21 protein-coding genes are annotated in these 23179 nt (G+C 39.9%); 15 read left to right on the plus strand and 6 right to left on the minus strand.

What is annotated here, in order from left to right; genetic code table 11:
• Positions 1-149 precede the first annotated feature (149 nt).
• From CD039_RS09110 to CD039_RS09140, 7 genes are read left to right on the plus strand one after another with little or no spacing between them, the layout of a single operon-like run.
• Positions 150-452 carry an urease subunit gamma gene (locus CD039_RS09110; RefSeq protein WP_002471596.1) on the plus strand — a complete coding sequence of 101 codons (303 nt, stop codon included), beginning with the start codon at positions 150-152 and terminating at the stop codon, positions 450-452.
• 12 nt (positions 453-464) lie between these two features.
• Positions 465-884 (plus strand): urease subunit beta, encoded by a 420-nt coding sequence (locus CD039_RS09115; RefSeq protein WP_103372044.1) that lies wholly within the window; start codon positions 465-467, stop codon positions 882-884.
• Positions 881-2596, plus strand: coding sequence for an urease subunit alpha (gene ureC, locus CD039_RS09120; protein WP_103372045.1), 1716 nt, complete (start codon positions 881-883; stop codon positions 2594-2596). The genes CD039_RS09115 and ureC overlap by 4 nt, the downstream gene beginning before the upstream one ends.
• A gap of 21 nt (positions 2597-2617) precedes the next feature.
• Positions 2618-3070, plus strand: a complete 453-nt coding sequence (gene ureE, locus CD039_RS09125) for an urease accessory protein UreE (RefSeq protein ID WP_049407265.1) — start codon at positions 2618-2620, stop codon at positions 3068-3070.
• A complete protein-coding gene (locus CD039_RS09130; protein ID WP_103372046.1) occupies positions 3063-3752 on the plus strand; it encodes an urease accessory protein UreF in 690 nt (229 codons plus the stop codon). Before ureE ends, CD039_RS09130 begins: the two co-directional genes overlap by 8 nt.
• Positions 3753-3785: 33 nt before the next feature.
• On the plus strand, positions 3786-4400 hold the full coding sequence (gene ureG, locus CD039_RS09135; RefSeq protein WP_049407269.1) for an urease accessory protein UreG: 615 nt from the start codon (positions 3786-3788) through the stop codon (positions 4398-4400).
• Positions 4400-5242: an urease accessory protein UreD gene (locus CD039_RS09140; protein WP_103372047.1), complete on the plus strand. Its 843-nt coding sequence runs from the start codon at positions 4400-4402 to the stop codon at positions 5240-5242. The genes ureG and CD039_RS09140 overlap by 1 nt, the downstream gene beginning before the upstream one ends.
• Positions 5243-6113: 871 nt before the next feature.
• Here CD039_RS09140 and CD039_RS09145 read toward each other — a convergent pair.
• The gene (locus tag CD039_RS09145) at positions 6114-7208 is read right to left on the minus strand and encodes a YkvI family membrane protein (protein WP_103372048.1); all 1095 of its coding nucleotides are present in this window, start codon (positions 7206-7208) and stop codon (positions 6114-6116) included.
• 357 nt (positions 7209-7565) lie between these two features.
• Between CD039_RS09145 and CD039_RS09150 the strand changes: the two genes are divergently transcribed.
• On the plus strand, positions 7566-8036 hold the full coding sequence (locus CD039_RS09150) for a thioesterase family protein (protein WP_103372049.1): 471 nt from the start codon (positions 7566-7568) through the stop codon (positions 8034-8036).
• A gap of 121 nt (positions 8037-8157) precedes the next feature.
• Here CD039_RS09150 and CD039_RS09155 read toward each other — a convergent pair whose 3' ends face one another.
• Both CD039_RS09155 and CD039_RS09160 read right to left on the minus strand, forming a co-directional pair.
• Complete coding sequence (locus CD039_RS09155) at positions 8158-8661, minus strand: DUF3278 domain-containing protein (RefSeq protein ID WP_103372050.1); 504 nt, start codon at positions 8659-8661, stop codon at positions 8158-8160.
• A complete protein-coding gene (locus CD039_RS09160; protein WP_103372051.1) occupies positions 8654-8854 on the minus strand; it encodes a helix-turn-helix transcriptional regulator in 201 nt (66 codons plus the stop codon). Before CD039_RS09160 ends, CD039_RS09155 begins: the two co-directional genes overlap by 8 nt.
• A gap of 193 nt (positions 8855-9047) precedes the next feature.
• On the opposite strand from CD039_RS09160, the gene CD039_RS09165 reads away from it, so the two are divergent.
• From CD039_RS09165 to CD039_RS09190, 6 genes are all read left to right on the plus strand, one after another.
• Positions 9048-10337: an arsenic transporter gene (locus CD039_RS09165; RefSeq protein WP_103372052.1), complete on the plus strand. Its 1290-nt coding sequence runs from the start codon at positions 9048-9050 to the stop codon at positions 10335-10337.
• A 157-nt stretch (positions 10338-10494) separates the two neighbouring features.
• Positions 10495-10755, plus strand: a complete 261-nt coding sequence (locus CD039_RS09170; protein WP_103372053.1) for a hypothetical protein — start codon at positions 10495-10497, stop codon at positions 10753-10755.
• A 143-nt stretch (positions 10756-10898) separates the two neighbouring features.
• Positions 10899-12041, plus strand: coding sequence for an AAA family ATPase (locus tag CD039_RS09175; protein ID WP_103372054.1), 1143 nt, complete (start codon positions 10899-10901; stop codon positions 12039-12041).
• Positions 12042-12219: 178 nt separating this feature from the next.
• Positions 12220-13581: an FAD-dependent oxidoreductase gene (locus CD039_RS09180; protein WP_103372055.1), complete on the plus strand. Its 1362-nt coding sequence runs from the start codon at positions 12220-12222 to the stop codon at positions 13579-13581.
• 277 nt (positions 13582-13858) lie between these two features.
• Entirely contained in the window at positions 13859-14944 is a 1086-nt protein-coding gene (locus CD039_RS09185; RefSeq protein ID WP_103372056.1) for a zinc ribbon domain-containing protein, read from the plus strand.
• Positions 14945-14960: 16 nt separating this feature from the next.
• The gene (locus CD039_RS09190; RefSeq protein ID WP_103372057.1) at positions 14961-16340 is read left to right on the plus strand and encodes a TcaA 3rd/4th domain-containing protein; all 1380 of its coding nucleotides are present in this window, start codon (positions 14961-14963) and stop codon (positions 16338-16340) included.
• A 444-nt stretch (positions 16341-16784) separates the two neighbouring features.
• On the opposite strand, the gene nagB is transcribed toward CD039_RS09190, so the two are convergent.
• Positions 16785-17534, minus strand: coding sequence for a glucosamine-6-phosphate deaminase (gene nagB, locus CD039_RS09195; RefSeq protein WP_103372058.1), 750 nt, complete (start codon positions 17532-17534; stop codon positions 16785-16787).
• 27 nt (positions 17535-17561) lie between these two features.
• Positions 17562-19094, minus strand: coding sequence for a glucose-specific PTS transporter subunit IIBC (ptsG, locus tag CD039_RS09200; protein WP_103372059.1), 1533 nt, complete (start codon positions 19092-19094; stop codon positions 17562-17564).
• A 616-nt stretch (positions 19095-19710) separates the two neighbouring features.
• Between ptsG and CD039_RS09205 the strand changes: the two genes are divergently transcribed.
• Complete coding sequence (locus tag CD039_RS09205) at positions 19711-20943, plus strand: ArgE/DapE family deacylase (protein ID WP_103372060.1); 1233 nt, start codon at positions 19711-19713, stop codon at positions 20941-20943.
• 505 nt (positions 20944-21448) lie between these two features.
• Here the strand turns inward: CD039_RS09205 and CD039_RS09210 are convergent.
• Positions 21449-23116 carry an APC family permease gene (locus tag CD039_RS09210; protein WP_103372061.1) on the minus strand — a complete coding sequence of 556 codons (1668 nt, stop codon included), beginning with the start codon at positions 23114-23116 and terminating at the stop codon, positions 21449-21451.
• Positions 23117-23179 lie beyond the last annotated feature (63 nt).

The following is a 23179-nucleotide window of genomic DNA, read 5'->3' on the forward strand; positions in this document are numbered from 1 at the left end:
ACATTTTTCATAATTACACTATTAATGTTAGTAGTGATTATTTAGATTTAGCTTTTTTCTTGTAGTAGAACATAATTAGGAATAACATTATAAACAGACAGTATTAAATAGTTTTACACACAATATTTTTACAGAAAGTAGGGAACACTGTGCATTTTACTCAACGTGAACAAGACAAACTCATGTTGGTGGTCGCTGCAGATGTTGCTCGCAGACGTCAACAACGTGGGCTGAAACTGAACTATCCAGAAGCGATGGCTATCATCAGCTACGAACTGCTCGAAGGGGCTCGAGATGGCAAGTCAGTGGCTGAATTGATGAGCTACGGTAAACAAATCTTAAATGAGGACGACGTGATGGAAGGTGTTGCAGATATGTTAACTGAGATGGAAGTCGAAGCGACATTTCCTGACGGTACGAAACTCATCACTGTCCACCACCCTATCGTCTGAGGAGGTCGTATGATGAAACCTGGTGAAATTAAAGTTAAAAATACTGAAATTACGGTCAATCAAGAGCATCACGAAACGCGATTAACAGTGAAGAATACAGGAGATCGTCCAGTCCAAGTCGGTTCGCACTATCATTTCTATGAAGCGAATCCTGCTTTAGACTTTGAACGTGAGAAAGCGTATGGCAAACACCTCGACATTCCAGCAGGTGCAGCTGTTCGTTTCGAACCTGGCGATGAAAAGGACATTCAGCTCGTTGAATACGGCGGCAATCGTCGCATCTTCGGTTTCCATGGTGAGGTTAATGATGCCGTTGACGAATCACGTGTCGTGAAACCTGGTGAAGATGATACGAGCGAAGATTCTAAGATTATCGCCGCTGAAGACGAAGGTTCTGAGAATGCTAATAAAGAAAGTGGGTATGACCAATGAGTTTCAAAATGACGCAATCACAATATACGAGTCTCTACGGTCCAACGACGGGTGACTCTGTGCGTTTAGGTGACACAAACTTATTTGCGCACGTCGAAAAAGACTATGCGACTTACGGCGACGAAGCGACATTCGGCGGCGGTAAATCGATCCGTGACGGTATGGCGATGAATCCGAATGTGACACGTGATGATAAAAATGTCGCAGATCTCGTCATAACAAACGCCTTAATTCTTGATTACGACAAGATCGTTAAAGCAGATATCGGTGTTAAAAATGGCTACATTATGAAAATTGGTAAAGCGGGTAACCCCGACATCATGGACAACGTAGATATTATCATCGGTTCTACGACAGACATTATCGCTGGTGAAGGTAAGATTGTAACAGCTAGCGGTATCGACACACACGTGCATTTTATCAATCCAGAACAAGCCGAAGTGGCTCTTGAAAGTGGTATCACCACACATATCGGTGGCGGCACAGGTGCATCAGAAGGTGCGAAAGCGACAACCGTAACACCTGGTCCATGGCATATTCATCGCATGCTTCAAGCTGCAGAAGAACTTCCATTGAACGTGGGCTTCACTGGTAAAGGACAAGCGGCAAACCACACTGCGCTTATCGAACAAATCCACGCTGGCGCAATCGGTCTGAAAGTACACGAAGACTGGGGTGCGACACCTTCTGCGCTCGATCACGCGCTCTCTGTAGCTGACGATTACGATGTACAAATCGCGCTACACGCAGATACGTTGAATGAAGCGGGCTTTATGGAAGATACGATGAAAGCAGTCAAAGGTCGTGTACTACACATGTACCATACGGAAGGTGCAGGCGGCGGTCACGCACCTGACTTGATTAAATCTGCATCTTATTCACATGTTCTCCCATCATCTACGAACCCTACCCTACCTTACACACACAACACGATTGACGAACATCTCGACATGGTTATGATCACACACCATTTGAATGCCTCTATTCCAGAGGACGTAGCTTTCGCAGACTCTCGTATCCGTAAAGAAACGATTGCTGCAGAAGACGTCTTACAAGATATGGGTATCTTCAGTATGATCAGCTCTGACTCTCAAGCGATGGGACGTGTCGGCGAAGTTATCACAAGAACTTGGCAAGTTGCTCATCGTATGAAAGAACAACGAGGCAGCCTTGAAGGTGACGGTGAATACAACGACAACAACCGTATCAAGCGTTACATTGCGAAATATACGATTAACCCTGCCATCACACATGGCATTTCAGACTATGTCGGTTCAATCGAAGGCGGTAAACTTGCTGACCTCGTCATTTGGGATCCTGCGTTCTTCGGTGTGAAACCTGAACTCATCGTCAAAGGCGGTTTAATCAACTCTGCAGTTAATGGCGATGCGAACGGTTCTATCCCTACTTCCGAACCGATGAAATACCGTCGTATGTACGGTCAATATGGTTCTAACATTAACGGTACCTCAATGACTTTCGTATCAACTACTGCTTTCGAACACGATATCGCGCAAGTACTCGGCTTACGCAGTAAAGTACGCCCAGTACATGGTATTCGTAACTTAACGAAACAAGATATGAAGAACAATGGTGAGACACCGAAATTAGATGTCGATCCACAAACTTACGAAGTCTTTCTAGATGGCGAAAAGATTACGAGCGAACCTGCACAAACTCTGCCGCTCGCACAACGCTATTTCTTATTCTAATTGAAAGGAGCTCACACCAAGATGATTGTTGAAGAAATTCAAGGAAACATCGCACACTTAAGTCCTGATGAGAAGAACATTCATACGGAAAAGGTCTACCTAGAGAACTCTGATTTAGTCAAACGTATTCAACGCGTAACGACGGATCACGGTAACGAAATCGGCATTCGTTTAAAAAATCCAATCGACTTACAATACGGAGACATCTTATACAAAGATGACGACAACATGATTATCGTCGACGTCAACTCTGAAGATTTACTCGTCATCAAGCCACGATCACTGAAAGAAATGGGTGACATCGCACACCAACTCGGTAACCGTCATATGCCAGCGCAATTCACAGAAACGGAAATGCTCGTACAATATGATTATCTCGTCGAAGATTTATTGAAAGACTTAGGCATTCCATACAGTCATGAAGCACGTAAAGTCAATCAAGCCTTCCGCCATATAGGACATTCTCATGATTGATCATCAAGCTTTACGGCTCTTTCAATTCTGTGATTCCCAATTTCCAACTGGTGCTTTCAGTCATTCATTGGGACTCGAAACGTACATTCAACGAGATGTCGTTCATGATGAAGCTACTTTCCATGAGTGGCTTCAACTCTTTCTCAATGAACAACTGACGTATTCCGACGGCTTAACGATGCGTCTCGTTTATGAAGCGCTCAACAACGAAGATACTGACAAGATTCTTCACTTAGACCGTCTCATCTTCGTCCAAAGTTTACCGAAAGAGACACGTCAGGGTACGAAACAGATGGGCACACGCATGGTCAAATTAGCGATGGAACTTTACGACAGTGACTGGATCGCTTGGTATCATCAACAAATGTTAGACAAGAAAGCGAAGTTGCATCCTGCGATTTGCTTTACGATGCTCGGCCACTATTTAGGCGTCGATCTCCCATCCATCATCGACTATTACCTTTATCAGAACGTGTCGAGTCTCACTCAGAACGCAGTGCGTGCGATACCGCTCGGACAGACGGCAGGTCAACGCATCGTTCATCGCATGTACCCGACGATTACTGCAGTGCGACAACATATTTTCGACATTGACGAATCAGAGCTTGGCATTACTGCTCCTGGCCTTGAACTCAACCAGATGGAGCACGAGCATGTCAACGTCCGTATTTTTATCTCATAAGTCCAAACAGCTATTACAAAGGAGGAATTGACTGTGACAGATACAGTTAAAATTGGTATCGGTGGTCCTGTAGGTGCGGGTAAAACCCAACTCGTAGAAAAAATTGTAAAACGTCTTGCGAAAGATATGAGCATCGGTGTTATTACGAATGATATTTACACTAAAGAAGACGAAAAGATTCTTGTCGATACAGGTGTGTTACCTGAAGACCGCATCATCGGTGTCGAAACAGGCGGCTGCCCGCATACAGCGATTCGTGAAGATGCTTCGATGAACTTCGCTGCCATTGATGAGTTGAAAGAACGTAACGACGATATCGAACTGATCTTTATCGAATCAGGCGGTGACAACCTTGCTGCGACGTTTAGTCCTGAACTGGTCGACTTCTCAATCTATATCATCGACGTTGCCCAAGGTGAGAAGATTCCACGTAAAGGTGGACAAGGTATGATCAAGTCCGACTTCTTCGTCATCAACAAGACAGACTTAGCTCCACACGTCGGCGCTTCACTCGAACAAATGGAAGCCGATACACGCACATTCCGTGGCGAGCGCCCATTTGCTTTCACTAATCTCAAGACAGACGAAGGGCTCGACGATGTCATCAACTGGATCGAACGCGATGTCTTTCTCAAAGGATTAGAGTAATGACTGCGCAACAAACCAAGTGGACAGGAGAGCTAGATTTAACGGTCTTTCACAATGGCAGAAAGTCCGTCGCGCGTGACATCTTTTTTGAAAAAGCCCTAAAAGTCATGCGCCCTATTTACCTTAATGGGTCTACGATTCCGACTTTTTACATCGTTAATGTCGGTGGTGGTTACCTAGATGGCGATCGCTATCGCATGAATTTCGATGTTGAAGAGAACGCAGCAGTCACGTTAACATCTCAAGGTGCGACAAAGATTTATAAAACGCTAGAAGACCATGTCGAACAATACCAAACCTTTAATATCGGCGAGAATGCCTATCTAGAATACGTCGGTGATCCGATTATCGCTTACGAACATGCGAACTTCTTCCAACATAATCATTTTAACCTCAGCTCAACAGGCAGCATATTCTACACCGATATTCTGACGCCTGGCTACTCTAGTGAAGATTCCGATTTCAGCTACGAGCAACTGCACCTGATTAATGAGATTTATGTGGATGACGAGCTCGTCGTCTTTGATAACTTACGCTTAAATCCTGCGAAAGACGCGGTAGGCGGTATTGGCTATATGGAAGACTACACACATCTCGGTTCCTGTTACTTTATCCATCCGAATGTAACGCAGAAGATGATCGACCGTCTGTACGAAGTGATGAAAGCCGCAGCACAAGATTTAGACTGTCGCTTCGCCATTTCCCAACTTCCTACCCACGGCTTCAACATCCGTATTCTTGCCCGTAAAACACAAGTCATAGAACGCTTATTAGGACAAGTACAAGATCAAGTGGTCAAAGACATGTTCGATAGAGAAGCACCATTCTTACGCAAATATTAATAGAAGAAACAAGCTACGTTTTAGGAGCACTAAAACGTAGCTTGTTGTGCGTTGATAAGATTAATTGTAGATAATGAATATTATAATTTGGTTTTCAATATTTTAATCCTCCGAGGATACATTCATCTTAAACGTATCCCCCCTCTTAAACCAACACGTACCCAACGGAGAGTTTATGATGATTTGTATTGAGATTAATTAGATGATGATAGGAGAAACTCAAATCTTACGTCACCACATTCTCTTCCTCGAAACGTTAATATTAAAACAAAAAACAAATAGAGAAGGTGTGTTAGTTGTAGTTATGTAATATTTAGAATTATAATAAATTATTAAAATACCTAGATATACCTGCAAGACGAGTAAAAAAAGAGGTGGTGCGACTCCCGAGGTATCAAGGGCACAGTGAAAATCCAGTAATGATGCGCAACAAGCGTTATGAATTAGTTGAACATGACCACCTGGGAAAGCGTCACCACCTCACAATACGCAGTATTGCAAATTAGTACAAAACACCCCATTCCTAGAAACTCCCTATTAAACTAAACACAAACAAAAGAGAGAGGTTGTGGTGATTGGGATGAAATTAATTAGAAGAAATCATCTCAGAATACATGCAATACAAGTTAAGGGGGATGGCGCGACTCCTGCAGGAATAGCATGCGTCTTGAGACTACAGGCTCAAGCCATGCCTGCGGAAAGCGTCGCCACCCCCAATACGCAGTATTGCAAATTAGCACAATACACTACATTCCCTCAAATACAAATTAGAAGAAGATATTTTAATCATTTTACCCCACACATTCCCCCACACAAAAAGAGACAAGGCCGAAAGCACACACCTTCAACCTTGCCCCAAACAAACAACACACTACTCAGCAGGCGCCTCAGACTCGCCCCGCTTCTTATTCATCTTCATCTTAATCGGCGCATAAATCAATACCAGAATCATCAGCACACCAAAGTAACCAATGATAGGATACAGAATCGCCATCAAATCAGTAAAGCCAACAAAGCTTACAATATATCCAATAATCAACGTCACCGTAAAGATCACCTTAAACTTCGGCGTACCCGCATCAGAGAAACGCGTCGCTAAAGAGTAGAACATACCCAGACACGTATTAAAGATCATCAAGTACACCACAATCGCCATGATAAAGCCAAGAATAGGAGAAATCTCATTCACCAATCCAAGCATAGGCAACGGCAAGTGACCCACAACATCAATTTTAGAGAAAATAGCAAGGTGACTCACAATAATCATTAAACCAAGCACAAAGCCACCAAGCAAACCACCGATAGCCGCAATCTTACTATTCTTCTCATTACCACCCATAACGAATGTCATCGATGCACCGAGACCTACGTTCAGTGATACATAGTTAATACCAGACACAACCCAGTTATTGATCGCTGGTTTATGTCCTTGTGCTAAATGGTTGAGATGACCGAGAGAGCCATCCAACGTAAAGATACAGAAGACCGCGATAATAAGAATAAAGATAATAAGTAATGGTGTGACGTTACCAATGATTTTAACTACGGCGTCAATACGCAACATACCAGCTAAGAACGTGATAATCGCCATGAGCGTTGTACCAGCCCATGTCGGCCAACCAAATTGTTGCTCAAGGTTAGAACCGCCACCTGCTAACATAACGATACCGAAGCAGAGTAACGTCAAGATCAGAATCACGTCGATGAGCCATGACAACGTATTTCCGAACCAACCGGAACCCGTAATCTTATGTACGACGTTGTTGTGACCTGTCGCTTTAAATTTCGAACCGAGCCACATCATCATCATACCCACGTACGCGAAGAGCACAGTGGAGATGAGCGCAGCGAAAGTCCCTACCATCCCAAAGCTAGTGAAATATTGTAGAATCTCTTGACCGGAAGCGAATCCTGCTCCGACGATCAATCCGATAAATGCACTACCTATCAATAGTATTCGTTTCATAAAAATCCCCTTCGTATGTAATCAAATTTCGTTAACGTGTGACGAGCACAGGCGTCTCATCGAGTTATTCGCTAACGACAATGCTTGTAGTCCCTTTAAGCATGTTTATGATAAAAGTTTATACCGTACACCTTACAACAGGTTTGTTAGTTCTAGCAATAAATAACCTTTGATTATAGATAAAATTATAAAAAGTAAGCGCTTACAAAACTATATTATCTGAATATAATCACGAATGCAATAGGAACATTTTAACTCTTATGCATATTATGGCTTAAAAACAGATACTTAGACCTTGCAGTAATCAAACTGATAGAATGGAGAAGTTATTACATATTTTTTACCGGGGGAATGGGAATGGATTTAGAATATATTTCACAAAACGTGGTCAAACCTGAGTGGATAGACCATAACAATCACTTGCATGACGCAACGTATTATGCAATTTTTAGCGACTCTGTCGTTGAACTATTTGAAAATATGGGGTTCACGATTGAATATCGCCAGAATAACGAATGTACAGTCTTCTCATTAGAATCTCACTTGTCCTTTTTACAAGAGCTACAAGTGAACGAACGCTTCTACATCGATCCATATATTTATGACTACGATCACAAGCGTATTCACCTCTTCTTGACGATGTACAACGAGAAAGATGAACGTGCAGCCACGTACGAAGTAATGATGATGGCGGTAAGCAACTATGAGCGTAAAAGTATGAACTTCCCACAAGAAGTAATCGAGAAATTCGAAAGCTATTATCAAGCGCAAGAAGAAAGAGATATGCCACCACAATTCGGACATGTGATTGGCATTCCTAGAAAATAATTAAAAAAGTGAGCGAACCTTCGTTACTATGGTTAAATGCATAGTTGAAGTTCGCTCATTTTTTGTATTCATAAACATTAATTGCTTCTTTAATATTTGTAGCTTAGATTTATTGCTCTAATTATTCGTCGTATTCTTTTTGAATTTTGCTTTTCAATAAGTAATAGCAGAAAATACCAGATAACACACCAAAAAATAGGTTACTGATAAATTGAAAAATACTTAATGAAATTTCTTCATTAATCAACATTGGTATAAAATATGTACTACTAATAGACATAACTATGACAAAGAGAATACTTACAAACGTGCAACGAATCTTATATCTTTTCTTGACTTTACGATATTCTTCTTCATTATGTACACGTTCATCGTCTAATCGATGTTTTCTCATCTTCACTAATGAATAAATACTCATAAACATAAATATAGCAAAAAGACTCAATGTTTCGACGCTAAAGCTATGTTGTATGGCATCAATAAGTAAATTTATAAATAATAATATTGGAATGATAATATAAAGGTAAATAAACCCTTCTCCAAAACTCTCCGCGAGTTCTTGCTTTTCTCGTTCGTCCCGCTCAGTAGATGATGAAGTTAACCATTTCACTAGTTTCTCATTCATCGTCTTCGTCCTCCCAGAATAAAGTGTTTAAATCTGTATTCAGTGCTTTCGCCAACTTGATACACAGTGATAACGAGGGATTATATTTATTGTTCTCGATCATATTAATGGTTTGGCGCGAAACCTCTACTCTTTTGGACAATTCAAGTTGGGAAATGCCAAGCGCCTTACGATATTGATTTAATTTCGTCATGACTCATCTCCCTCTCTATGTCAAATATATATGACATTAGTAAAAGTGTCAAATATACCCGACATTTTAAACGCTCGTTTTACTATCTCAAACTCACAATCAATCTGGGGCACTCTCTCGCAACCGCTTCAACCACCCTCATAGCACAACATCTCAAATCATGATATCGTAACTATATTACGGAGGTAAGACTATGGTTTGGATTGCAATCGCACTATTCGTACTCACGTTAATATTCGTCATCTGGCAACCCAGAGGTCTCGACATTAGCATCCCTGCAATCATCGGTGCAGTGCTCGCACTGCTCATGGGTGTCGTCTCGTTCAACGATGTGTTAGATGTAGCGCAAATCGTTTGGAACCCGACATTGACGTTCGTCGCACTCATCATCATTTCTATTATTCTTGATGATATTGGTTTCTTTGAATGGGCGGCGCGACACATGGTCCGTGCATCTCGTGGTCGCGGTTTCTTAATGTATCTATACATACTGATTCTCGGCGCGTTAATTAGTGCTTTCTTCGCTAATGACGGTGGCGCACTCATTCTAACGCCGATTGTGTTAGCCATCATGCGCACGTTAAACGCCAACAAGCGCGTTATCTTTCCATTTATCATCGGCTGTGGCTTTATCGCGGATACGACTTCCCTACCTTTCACCATCAGCAACTTAGTGAACATCATCTCTGCCGACTATTTCTCTATCGGGTTCATCGATTATGCGTTACACATGATGATTCCGAATCTCTTCGCATTGGGAAGTAGCATTGTCGTTTTATGGTTGTATTTTCGAAAAGCCATTCCACAACAGTTCCATACTGAAGACTTAGTTGCGCCACGAACAGTCATTAAAGACCCACAGTTATTCCGATGGTCATGGATTGCGTTAACCATCTTATTCATCGGTTATTTAAGCAGTGCTTTTATCCAACTCCCTGTATCCGTTATCGTGGGAATCGTCGCCCTCGCCTTACTGCTCATCTCAGCGCGTTCAAAGACAGTTGAAACACACCAAGTACTTAAGGGAGCACCTTGGAATATTGTCGTCTTCTCGCTAGGTATGTACTTGGTCGTCTTTGGTGTGAAGAATGCAGGTCTGACGGAGTTACTGGCACATGGACTACACTATTTATCTGCACAAGGACCTTTCGCCAGTGTGATGGGGATAGGCTTTCTCTCAGCCATCATGTCCTCTATCATGAATAACTTGCCGACTGTCTTTATCAACGTGTTAGCGATCGACGAATTACACCTCACTGAGCCTATTCAGTCTGCCTTAGTCTACGCCAATATTATTGGGTCAGATCTCGGTCCGAAGATCACACCGATTGGTTCACTTGCGACGTTACTTTGGCTTCACGTGTTGAGTAAAAAGGGTATCAAGATCAGCTGGGGTGTCTATTTCAAGACAGGTATCATCATTACTATACCGGTACTCATCGTGACATTATTAGGATTATATTTAACATTGCTGTTGTGGTGAGTGGTTGTAAAAAATGTATGTTTCTGAGCCGCTTCTTTGTCAGATTTTTAAAAGAAGCGGTTTTTCTATCTTCGCATTTCCCTTTCTTAGCGACATGCATTATAATAAAGCATAATCTACTCGCATCAAGACAGTTCACGACAAGAAGGTGACAACGATGACGCAATATCTAACTAAAGAAAAATTTCAACAACACGAAAAGCGTGATGAAGATCGCTTTAATTGCGTTAATGACAAATTAAATCAACTCCCCTCCGTTATCGAAGACAAAATCACTATCGCAATGAACGAAATGGAATTAAAGATGCTGGCTGAGTTTAAATCAATGAGAAACAGCCTCATTTCTTGGTCATTAGCCGGTTGTAGTATTCTAATAGTCTTTGCGGGGTTAATCGCTCGTTTACTCGGTTTGTTTTAAAGATGCATGATTAACTCCCTGCTACAAAACCATTCTCCATTTATTCAAACCCATACTTATAACTTTTTATCATTCAGCAACTATAGACCCTTAACTGACACTATCTCATCACGATACAACTTATTGAAAAGAGGTTATACACCATGAAAGTACTCCGACTCATTGTAACCCCCTTGAATCACTTTAAGAACCATACATTAGATATCGACTTTACAGCTAGTCAACCTTTCGACCCAAACTTTCCAGAAGAAAGACTCACAAGGATTAACCACTATATTTATGCGTTAAATACAGTGGCATTCATCGGTATCAATGCCTCAGGGAAGACGACAACGCTAAATATTATTAAATGTTGTTTCGATTTATTCCTTAATCATGAAAGCTTAAATGCATCCTCACAGTTCCTCACTCATTTTGACGATAATGTTACTTGTACGATTTATATCGCTCACGAGAATGCCATATTTCGGGCTCAAGTGCGAATTAATAAAACAGATAAGGATTGTTATATCACTGAAGAACATATCTCTAAAAGAAGGCTCAATGCTAAAGTAAAAAGAAGAAATGTCTTTCAACCTGAGTTGTATGACTGCATACATGAGATTAAATACGAAGACTGTGCTCATCACTACTCTGTACTACCAGAATTAATGAATATACATTCACTACAAAGAGTATTCGAATATCATCATTCTGTTTCTAATAAAGAATTGATAACGTTCTTAAGTGAAACTTCAAATCAATCATTTTTAGAGTGTCTTGATAATTCTGTTGAATACTATAGAGTGAGTTTTAATAAGAAACCAGAACTAATAATTAAATTTAATAATAGAGAGAAAGCTCTACATTTAACGGAAGAAACGCTTCACTTATATATTTCATCAGGAACAAGAAAAATACTTACACTACTTTATGGTATTATTAAAACTCTAAAAAGTCGCGGATACCTTTTTGTGGATGCACTCGAAATCAGTTTGGATCGACGTTATATTTTAGACTTATTAAATTTCTTTTTAACTACATCAAACAAATATGGAGCAACATTAATATTTAGTACTCATTATATTGAAGTTCTTGATTTAATAAATCGCCAAGATAGCATATATGTAGCTCGCAACCACTCTGGCATAGATATTCAACGTTATACTAGTTTATTAAGTGATGAGGAACTAGCTACTATGGAGCTTAGTGATGTGTTTATAAGTGGTTATATCGATACTTCTCCTCGTTATGTAGATCATCTCGCTATTAGAAAAAACGTCGAAAAACTCGTTAAAGAGAAATAATATAATTATTAGACCATATGTTTTCTACTTAATACTTCTTCAGTCTAATTACTCCTGTGAACACTTAATGACTTTTACCATATGGAAACGCTTCCTGTGTTTGACCTCTCATCAGATAGTTTAAATAAATAATGTAAGACATTATGAACGTTGATGAAGCATTAAAGGAGGTTGCTTTATGAAATATATTGTAGTAGGAAGTTCTCACGCAGGATTTGAAGTTGTTCAAACGTTATTAAAAGAAGATAAAGAAGCAGAGATTCATCTCTTTGAACGTGGCGACAAACCTTCTTTCCTCTCTTGCGGTATTCAAAGTTATTTAGAGGATATCTCCCCATCACTTGATTCACTCCACTATGCAACGGCAGATTCTTACGCTAAACAAGGCGTTAATGTTCACATTAATAGTGATGTGGTTGATTTAGATACAGATAATAAGACGATTTCAGTCAACGAAGATGGTAAGTCAACAGAATATAGCTATGACAAATTATTCTTAAGCCCTGGTGGCGAACCCGTTGCCCCACCAATTGAAGGTATCAGCGATTACAAAGGTGTTTATTTCATGCGTGGTCGTGAATGGGCTGGCGAAATCAAGGCACGTATGCAAGCTGCGAAGAAAGTCGTTGTAGTCGGTGGTGGCTACATTGGTATCGAAGCGGCTGAAGCCTTTGCGCAAGCAGGCATTGATACGAAAGTGATTGATGTAAACGACCGTATTCTTGCCACTTATTTAGATGAAGAATTCACACGTATTCTTGAAGACAACGCACAATCACACGGTCTAGACTTTGTCGGTGGTGAGTCCGTTCAACGCATCGAGGGTGATAACGACGGTAATATCACTCAAGTAGTGACAGATAAGAACACTTACGAAGCGGACACAGTACTCTTCGCAGTAGGTGTGAAACCTGCTACAGAATGGTTAGATGGTAAGATTGAACTTGGTAATAAAGGTGTAATCAATATTGATGAACATCTTCAAACATCTGCTAAAGACGTTTACGCAGGTGGTGACGCAACACTTATCCCATACGCACCTACCAATGAAGAACGCTATATTGCCTTAGCAACTAACTCTCGCCGTCAAGGTGTGATAGCAGCTAAAAATATGGCAGGTAAACAATTGAAGATGCCGAAAGTATCAGGTACGTCAGGCTTAAGTCTCTTTGACTACAAATTCGGTCAAACAGGACTTCATGAGACTGAAGCGGATAGTTACGACGGCAATCTTGGCGCAACATTCGTTCAAGAACCAATCAGACCGAAATTCATGCAAGATGACGCAACTGTTCACATGAAGATTATGTACGACAAAGATAGTCATCGCATTCTTGGTGGTCAATTGATGTCTAAAGAAGATATGGTTGAATCTATCAACACACTTTCTGTTGCGATCAATGCAGGTTGGACACTCGAACAACTTGCGATGGTCGACTTCTTCTTCCAACCCGACTTCGATCGCCCTTGGAACTACCTCAACGTGCTTGCTCAAGAAGCTCTAGGCGACACATTCGGTAGCGACCAAATGCTCTTCTAGTTGAGTTGATGAAAGTTATATAAAGTGATGAGTCCAAGTTGAATTTACTTTTCAATTTGGACTCTTTTTTGATTAGGTAATAATTTATCGCCCTTTCCCTCTTCTGCATAAAACTCTCCTAAACACACGATATAATTTAAATTCACACTGACTGACTTCTCCGTTTATTAAAAATTTCTTAATTTTACCAACTTTTTTCTGAAAAGTCATCTTATTTTCTATTATTTTGTGTTACGATATTTTTGAATATCATTTTACATAAATAGGGGTGATTGACATGAAATGTCCAAATTGTGGACAGCCAGTAGATGAACAAGATATCTTCTGTGGCGAATGTGGGACAAAGTTAAAAGACCCGTCTACAGATAAATCCGCTTCTTCTACTGATAAAGACAAACAGCCGGCTCAAGCCGAATCTACAAAGGCATCTCAAGATAATACTTCTCAAGAACATAAAGAACATCTAGTAAAAACAGACAACGATCAACATGCGACACATCAATACGATCAAGAAGGAACAACCTCTAATCAGGCACGTTCCGAATCACAGAACCATCATCAAGCGCAAGATCATCAACCTCAAGACAATCAGCAAGCAACTTACAAACAGCGACCTCATCAGAATAATTCACAACAACAGAACACTTCACAACCAACTCAGAATCACCAAGCAAATTCACAATCTTCTCAGAATCAACAACCTCAAGGACCTGATTTCAAACAACACTCAACAGATATACTTCATGAAATGAAAGACTTCTTTAGAACAGCATTTACACGACCTGACCAAATCATTTCTAGTTCTAAATCTTTTAGCGCTAAGACATTAATTACATTATTAGTTGCTGGATTCATTGTTACAGCCGTGTTCTTAGCTATCATGATTCCAGAAGGCTTTCTTGAAACATTCTTGCAAACAGAGAAAAGTTCAGCGATTGGTTCATTCATATTCGCTTTATTCATTGGACTGATTATCTTATTCTTTGTAACTTATTTATTATTACGCATGATAAACGTGAATATACCTTTACAGAAATTCCTATCAGACTTTGTATTAATTAATACGATTCCTGTTGTCTTATTCCTTATAGGATGTCTGTTAGTACGCATGCATGCATTTACTGTCGCAATTACGATTCTAATCTTATCACTATTAATGCTAATGGTAACGCCTGTGTACCTAATGACGAAGAACAGTCATCAACATCAGCTACGTATGCCAGTCATTTATGCAATTCTCATTTACTTCCTAATCGTTGCATTTATCTTACGTATCTTTGTAGAAAGCTTTATCACTGATTCAATCGGATCAGCTGCAGACGCACTAGATGGTATATTTGACCAGTCATCAGGTGGTTACTAATTAAAGGAGGTATCTTATGAACTTCTGTGGTAACTGTGGTGCACGAGTTAAAGAGGGACAGAAGATTTGTACCCAATGTGGTCATCCTCTCAACTCAAAGCGTCACTCAGACACACAATCGAACCACAACCAAGATACAACCGACCGTAATCGATCACAGTATGATTCAAACCAACAACGTTCGCAATCTCAATCTTCGAACAAACGATTCTGGATTATCCTTATTATTATCGTATTAATCCTAGCTGCTTTGTTCGCTGCTTATAAAATAATTAGTTCACAGCTTTCTGCTAAAAAAGAAAGTGAGACGATTGCGCATGATATTCGAAAAGGTAAAACTGGAGATTTATCTAAGCATTTAAAGTCTGACGGTAAACACTTGTCTAAGACTGAAACGAAAGCTTGGTACAGATATATCAAACAAGAAGACAGTCCATCACGCATTGCTGATGAAGTGGAGACTGTTGGTAAGAAGATGACCAAGCATAACTATCATCAAATGGGCGTTTCTTCAGGCGATCAAAACGTCTTGAATGTGAAACGTGATGGTAAGCAGTATGGCATCTTCAAAAAATACGCGTTCGAAGTCCCTAAACAACAAGTGACAATTGATCCTGACGACTCAGGCGAATTGAAATATGAGTACAACGGAAAAACGCGTAAATCTAACCTGACAGAAGAGAATACGAAGACACTCGGTTATTTCCCATTAGGTATTTATGACCTTAAAGCACAACAAGACGTCGATGGTAAGAAATTCAAAGGTGGACTCTCAATCGATATGTCAGATGATGAGCCACAAGCCGAAACGAACTTTAAACAAAAACGCTTTACAGTTTCAATCGACTCAAGCTCGTACGACTCTGACTCACTCAAGCTTTACATCAATGGTAAAGAACAAAGTGACTTTGATGAATATGAAGATGAAGAATACGGCCCTTACTCTCCGGACGACAAAGTCGAAGTCTATGCGACTACGAAAGTTGAGGGTAAAGTATTCAAATCTAACACTGAGAATGTCTCAAGCCCAAGTGGTGGCGATAAGTCAACAACTGTCGAGCTCACTTTCGACGACGATGCAATTGACGAACACGAAGATAAAGAGCTAGATAAGAAGTTAGATGACGATGACGACGATGATGACAGCAGTAGTTCTAGTTCAAGTCATACACCAGTGACACGCGACAATGTCATCGATAAAGTCGAATCTTACGAAGGACATAAGTTAGATACAGATGAATACACTTACCAAGAACCTGAGAAGAATGGCGACACTTGGGGCTTCTCTTTCACAGATAAAGATGGCGACCTCGCTGGCTCATACAAAATTGACGCAGACGATGGCTACGTTACAGAATACGATGAAGATGGAGAAGAAGTCTCCTCAGGTTATTAGGCTTTGGGTAAAAGTATCGTCTAATTTTAGCGTTAAAATTATAAAAAGCTCGTAGATTGCTAAAACGGCATCTACGAGCTTTTGTTATTTATAATATTATCTATTTCGAATAGAAAGTTGAAAGTAAGTAGCCAGAGATATTTAAAGACATTTGAGTAAGAGATTGAATAAACTCTCTATTAAAATGAACTATAAGTCAATTTTCAATGTCGACTCGAGACGCATGATAGACCTAGACCACAACGAAAATCCATTCTTTAAGCTCTTTGAGCGAGAAGAATTAGTTGAGTGTGGTCCTACGCAGTAGCTGTCTGACTTCTTAATAGCTCTTGCTCTTAAGAAGTTTAGTCAGCCTTGCGGGGGTAAGACAACGAAATCAGAGATTTCTATCTTGCTCCCATGCAAGCGAGAGTCATAACATTGAAAATTGCAAACTTATTAGTTTTACCCCTGACTCTTACTCCAATCCAATTGTTGATAAATCGTATCATCGACAAGAATTTCTACGTTATCATGTTGATGCAGAATAGAAGCTGGCAACTCCTCTGAAACTTTGCCTTCAATCAATTGTTGGATTGCATTCGCTTTCTTATCACCGAACGCTAGAAGAATAATACGCTTCGCTGACATAATAGAACCTAAGCCCATTGAAATCGCTTGTGTCGGCATATCCTCTGTACGTTCAAAATGCACTTTATTCGCATTAATCGTAGATTCTGTTAAATCGACGACACGCGTTTTACTCTCAAATGAAGCACCTGGTTCATTGAAACCAATATGGCCATTCTCTCCGATACCTAATAACTGAATATCGACAGGACCTTCTGCTTCTAACTGAGCTTCGTAATCTTTAATTTCCCGGGAAATATCCTCCGCTTTACCGTTCGGCACGTGGATGTGTTCCTTACCCCAACTTGAATTGTGATTAAATAAGTTCTCATGCATATAAGTATGATAGCTGTCTTTATCGCCTTCTCCTAGACCGACATATTCATCCAAGTTGAAGGTATGCACTTCGGATAAATCCGTTTGATTCAAGTTAATCAAATCGATTAAATCAGGATAGACCTCTAGCATTGTATCTCCTGTAGCTAATCCTAAAGTTGTTTGTGGATGTTCTGTCACTTGCTTAATGATTTCAATTGCTGCGTATTCACTTGCTAAACGCTTATTCCCCATATTCAGTATCTTCATAAAATCACCTTTTCCCTTAATTTATCATTAAATCCCTAAATATTCTTCGATTTCATTCTTAATTGAAGTAACATGTGGGCCATAGACGACTTGTACTCCATTGCCTTTTTGAATAACACCTTTCGCACCTGTGCTTTTAAGTAACTCTTTATTCACATTGTCGTTATTTTTCAAAGTTACTCTTAGTCTTGTCGCACAACAGTCGACTATCTCAATATTATCTTTACTACCTAATCCTTCCACAATCGTTTTTGCACGATCTGTCGCACTCACTTGAGCAACCGCCTCTTCATCTTCTCTACCTGGTGTTTTAAAATTAAATTTAACAATCATAAATCTAAAAATAATATAGTAAAGAAGGAACCAAACGATACCAATAGGGATCACCAGTAAGAAGTTCGTTTTACTATTACCTTGTAGTACGCCAAATAAGACATAATCAATAAAACCACCACTAAAGGTTTGACCAATAGTTATTCGGAAGATATCTGCCATCATAAAAGCAAGACCATCTAAAAACGCATGAATAAGGTATAATACAGGCGCCACGAATAAGAAACTAAATTCGAGGGGTTCAGTAATCCCAGTTAAGAAAGAAGTTAAAGCTGCTGATAACATTAGGCCACCTACAACCTTCTTATGTTCAGGTTTCGCTGTATGATAAATAGCTAAAGCTGCGCCACATAACCCAAACATCATTGTTATAAATCTACCTGACATATATCGAGATATACCTGAATAATAATGCGTTACATGTGGATCTCCTAACTGCGCGAAGAAGATATTTTGAGTTCCTTGAACGATATGTCCTTTCACTTCTAACGAACCACCAAGTCCAGTCTGCCAAAATGGTAAATAGAAGATATGATGTAAGCCGAAGGGCCCTAATAATCTTAGTATAAATCCAAAGAAGAAAGTGCCTATAAATCCTGTCTTATCTACAATGCCACCTAATGCACTAATACCATGTTGAACAGATGGCCATATAAAGTACATAATGACACCAAGAAATATAGCACTAAAAGCAGTTATTATAGGAACAAAACGTGACCCACCAAAGAATCCTAGATAAGTAGGTAAAGTAATCTTGTTAAATTTATTATGAAGTAACGCGGTCATAATACCCGTAATGATACCTCCAAAGACCCCTGTTTCCACTGTTTGAATCCCTAATGTCATACTCTGTCCTGCTTGAGCAAGATGTGCTTCAGAAGCTAAATTATGAGTGATTTGTAATAAACCGTTCATCGTCGCATTCATGATTAAGAAACCAAGCATTGCAGCTAAGCCAGCTGTTCCTTTATCACTTCTTGCTAAACCAATTGCTACACCAATCGCAAAGATTACAGCTAAGTTTTGAAAGACAATACTCCCAGCCGAAGACATTATCGTAAAGACATGTTGTAGAAATGCGATATCTAATATTGGATACGCTTTGACTGTATTTGGATTACTCAGCGCACCACCAATTCCAAGTAATATTCCAGCTGCAGGTAATATCGCGATAGGTAACATGAAAGACTTCCCAAATTGTTGCGCTTTCTCAAAGAGTTTCTCCATTCCCGCCACCTCCGATTACTTTAAATATACCGTTTATGAAATTGTTAATCAATATAACTCATGACTTTGAAAATACTTTTCACAAATGGCTATGATAGCAACCTTGCCTCTACGATGTACACTTGCGCATTTTATTAAATATAAATTTTAACAGTTATGCATTCATAGCGATCATCTACGGACTATTCCCCACACATCTGAAATCTGGTGTTATGTTTAATACAGAGTTGAAATACTCTTAGGGAGGTGACTGATATGGTCGAAAAGATTATTGCGGTAATTAAATCAATTCTTGCTCCATTTGTATCAGGTGGCTTCCAAGACAAGTAATTTCAACTGAGTGACTGATAACTCTTTTTCAATATCGTAAAGATACAGTCGGGGTTTTTTATTCATCCATGTTTCTACCTCGGCTGTATTTTTTTGTCTTATTATAGATTACATAACCTCTCCCATCACGCTTCACAACCCTTTTCACAACCACTTGACTTCTAGCTAACTATTCTGTTTACGCATTAATATTTTTATTATAAAAGTTTTTGTCACAAGCAATATGTTTCACATCAATTTTACTCAACTAGTATACTTGAAATAGCTTAACAAAGGAGTGATAGGTATGAGCACTTTCTCTAATGAAGAAAAGGTGCAGATCTTATCAGACATTGTGGCAATGAATACAGTGAATGATAACGAAATCGAGGTATGTAAATACTTACAGGACCTCTTCAAACAACACGGTATCGACTCACGCATCCAAGAACTAGATGAGAATCGTGGCAACTTAATTGCCGAAATTGGTGAAGGTTCACCTGTACTTGGTATTTCTGGCCATATGGACGTTGTTCCTGAAGGTAAGCACGAACAGTGGACGTACGATCCTTTTACTCTGACAGAAGATGACGGTATGCTGTATGGTCGTGGTGCGGCTGATATGAAATCAGGGCTCGCCGCTTTAGCCATCGCAATGATTGAGATTAAAGAGAACGATTTACTGAAGAAAGGTCGCATTAAATTTATCGCGACAACGGGTGAAGAGAAAGCACAGCTTGGTTCTCAGAAAGCATATGAAGCTGGCGAAATGGACGATGTCGACGCCCTAGTCATCGCTGAACCTTGTCAGAACATGCTCGTGATTGCGCACAAAGGTTCCATGGACTACCGCATTATCTCTAAAGGGCACGCTGCACATAGTTCTATGCCTGTGATAGGTAAAAATGCAATCTTACCGCTTATCGACTTCGTTAAAGATATCGACGACGCTTACCACCAAATCATCAAAGGTAATCGCAGTCAGTCGCTCGATTTAAGTGGTATGTATGATAAACTTGCACCGCAACTTCCTCAATCCATCGATCCTGAATATGTCAAAGACGTTATTGAAGGATTAGTGATTAGCAATACGGTCATCTCAGGTGGTACGCAAGTTAACTCTGTACCTGACTCTGCAGAAGCTGAATTCAACATCCGTACGATTCCGGAATACAATAATGAGAAAGTGAAACAACTCTTTAATGAGACATTAGATAAACACAATCAAAATGGTGCAGAACTTGAAAGCGATCTTTATCTCGACCTAGAGTCTGTGCTCACGAATGGTAACAATGACCTCGTGAAATATGGCAAATCCATCGCAGACCGTAAATTCAATGATACTTTCAAAGCAGCACCAACTGTCGCGATCACAGATGCCTCTAACTTACTACGCGACAAAGATGAGAACTTCCCATTCATCGTGTTTGGCCCTGGTAAGAACCCACATCAAATCGATGAATGTGTGCGTAAAGATAAATATCTCGACTTCACTGAGTATTATGTTGAACTCTTTACGACTTATCTTGAAAATAGCTAATGTGTTAAGTGAAGTAAGTTGTTATATTTTCAATATTTTAACTCTCCCTTGCTTAGTGGACCACACTCAACTAATTAATGACACCTTATAGGTATCATTAATGGATTTTCGTTGTGGTCTTGATCACTCAAGCGTGTCGAGTCGATATTGAAAATACGTCTAATTTGACTTAACCTTTTCAATTATAATTTTAGTTATAATTCTATAATCTTAGAAGTTCAGAGTTGAACAAAGAATTTATATTTCAATCTTAACTCTCTTAATATTAATCGATTCACCCCTCACTATGTGATGTAGTGAGGGGTGAATTATATGTCGATGGTTCGCGCCATCGAAATTGTGTTAAGAGGAACGCCGTTTTACCTCAGACCGAAGCGCTAAAGCTAAAGACACTTTCTACAATCAACTTACAATGGCCCCCCCTTCTCACCACACTCACTCAACATACAAAAACACCCCACAGCTGGAGTGTGCTTTCCAACTATGGGGTGTCGCGCGCATCAAATTATGCTTTTTGTGCTTTTTTCTCAGCTTTTTTAGCTGCTTTCTCACGTTTACGTTCTTCTCGTAATTTCTTACGCATTTTCTTATTGATTTTTTGTGCATTCTTATAATATTTACTTTCGAAGTAACTAGATGAACCAATGTAATAGAAGATTAACGCTACAATCGCAATGACTAAGAAGTCGTATGGGTAATGGATTAAGTTGATACCTTTGAATTCTTTACTACCGATGAATGATAGTAATGCAAGAATTACTAAGTACACGATAATCCATAAACTACCCCCGATTTGTTTCGTCGTATTCTTCCAGTTCATCTTATACTCGTAGAAGAAATAAATCGGTAATCCGAGAATGATAATAAAGATTACTTCTGCTGTCGTTGGCCACATTGCCCAATAGATAGCAAGTGAAGCCAAGACGAATGAGAATGGTGCCATAAATTTCAACATACCTGCTCTGAATGGGCGATGTAGCTTAGGACCCATTTTACGTAAAGCAATAACCGTCGTAGGACCTGTGAGATAGGCTACTAACGTCGCTGTTGAAATTACGCTGGCTAACGTACCCCAATCACGGAATAACGTTACCATTACCATACTGATAATCGCGTTAAAAGCAATCGCAATACGCGGAATGTTGTATTTCTTGTTAATCTTACCTAAGAATTTAGGAATATGACCATTCTGTTCCATCGCTTGTAACACACGTCCTGTTACAGCGACGAATGATACACCTGTACCGAATGGCGAAACTACCGCTTCAATATAAAGCAGAATTGCGAGCCAGTTCAAGCTCAATAAGATCGCCATGTCAGCGAATGGTGAGTTAAAGTTAATACCACTCCAACCATGTTCATGTAACATACCTGTTGGCATAGACGTGATAAACGTACTTTGTAGGATGATGTAAAGTACGGCACTAATCACGAGCGAAATCACTACACCACGTGCGATATTCTTCTCAGGTTTGTACACTTCAGACCCCATGTTAATGATCGTCTGGAAGGCGTTGAATGAGAAGATAATCCCTGAGGCAGTAGTTGCCGCAAAGATTGGCGCACTACCGTATGGCATAAATTGATTAATAGAGTGACCATAGTTCCCTGTATGGAAACCAGATAACATCAACATGATAATTGTTAATAATGGCACACCTAATTTGAATACTGAAATTAGGCTTGTAAATGATGTTAAAAGTTTCACTGACCAATAGTTAAGTAATGAGAATACCGCGATAATCACATAAACTGCGATTAACCCTACGGTACTGATTTGGCCATTGTGCATTAAATGACCCATGAACTTAGCCCAGTCCCAAGGCCATGAACTCATGTATTGAACAGCAGATACTGCTTCGATCGGAATGATAGTAACAAGTGACACCCAGTTCGCCCATGATGCGATAAAGCCGAGTAACGAACCGTGCGTATATTGCGCGTAGTTACTCATTCCACCGGATTGCGGGAACATGACACCAATCTCGATATAGTTATATGCGATCGTCCCGATAACGATGAAACCAATAATCCATGAGAGGATCGCAGCTGGACCTGCAATAGATGATGCTTCCCAGGCACCAAAGAGCCAGCCCGAACCAATTAACGAACCGAGTCCGAGTAATATAAGTTGTGGTAAATTAATCTTACCTTTGTGTTTATCTTGTGACATAATAACTCCTATTTCTCTTATATTCATGATAGTCAAAGCACTGCAAATCGTTAACGATTATAC

It is taken from the genome of Staphylococcus argensis, assembly GCF_002902305.1.
Taxonomy (GTDB): Bacteria; Bacillota; Bacilli; order Staphylococcales; family Staphylococcaceae; genus Staphylococcus; species Staphylococcus argensis.

Bases quoted from the DNA above. Each gene is read 5' to 3' on its own strand.
- ptsG (WP_103372059.1), bottom strand. From the start codon at position 19,094: ATGGAGAAACTCTTTGAGAAAGCGCAACAATTTGGGAAGTCTTTCATG.
- CD039_RS09130 (WP_103372046.1), top strand. From the start codon at position 3,063: ATGATTGATCATCAAGCTTTACGGCTCTTTCAATTCTGTGATTCCCAA.
- CD039_RS09160 (WP_103372051.1), bottom strand. From the start codon at position 8,854: ATGACGAAATTAAATCAATATCGTAAGGCGCTTGGCATTTCCCAACTT.
- CD039_RS09190 (WP_103372057.1), top strand. From the start codon at position 14,961: ATGAACTTCTGTGGTAACTGTGGTGCACGAGTTAAAGAGGGACAGAAG.
- CD039_RS09155 (WP_103372050.1), bottom strand. From the start codon at position 8,661: ATGAATGAGAAACTAGTGAAATGGTTAACTTCATCATCTACTGAGCGG.
- CD039_RS09165 (WP_103372052.1), top strand. From the start codon at position 9,048: ATGGTTTGGATTGCAATCGCACTATTCGTACTCACGTTAATATTCGTC.
- CD039_RS09175 (WP_103372054.1), top strand. From the start codon at position 10,899: ATGAAAGTACTCCGACTCATTGTAACCCCCTTGAATCACTTTAAGAAC.
- CD039_RS09140 (WP_103372047.1), top strand. From the start codon at position 4,400: ATGACTGCGCAACAAACCAAGTGGACAGGAGAGCTAGATTTAACGGTC.
- CD039_RS09145 (WP_103372048.1), bottom strand. From the start codon at position 7,208: ATGAAACGAATACTATTGATAGGTAGTGCATTTATCGGATTGATCGTC.
- CD039_RS09185 (WP_103372056.1), top strand. From the start codon at position 13,859: ATGAAATGTCCAAATTGTGGACAGCCAGTAGATGAACAAGATATCTTC.
- CD039_RS09180 (WP_103372055.1), top strand. From the start codon at position 12,220: ATGAAATATATTGTAGTAGGAAGTTCTCACGCAGGATTTGAAGTTGTT.
- ureC (WP_103372045.1), top strand. From the start codon at position 881: ATGAGTTTCAAAATGACGCAATCACAATATACGAGTCTCTACGGTCCA.
- CD039_RS09115 (WP_103372044.1), top strand. From the start codon at position 465: ATGAAACCTGGTGAAATTAAAGTTAAAAATACTGAAATTACGGTCAAT.
- nagB (WP_103372058.1), bottom strand. From the start codon at position 17,534: ATGAAGATACTGAATATGGGGAATAAGCGTTTAGCAAGTGAATACGCA.
- CD039_RS09150 (WP_103372049.1), top strand. From the start codon at position 7,566: ATGGATTTAGAATATATTTCACAAAACGTGGTCAAACCTGAGTGGATA.
- CD039_RS09210 (WP_103372061.1), bottom strand. From the start codon at position 23,116: ATGTCACAAGATAAACACAAAGGTAAGATTAATTTACCACAACTTATA.
- ureE (WP_049407265.1), top strand. From the start codon at position 2,618: ATGATTGTTGAAGAAATTCAAGGAAACATCGCACACTTAAGTCCTGAT.
- CD039_RS09205 (WP_103372060.1), top strand. From the start codon at position 19,711: ATGAGCACTTTCTCTAATGAAGAAAAGGTGCAGATCTTATCAGACATT.
- CD039_RS09170 (WP_103372053.1), top strand. From the start codon at position 10,495: ATGACGCAATATCTAACTAAAGAAAAATTTCAACAACACGAAAAGCGT.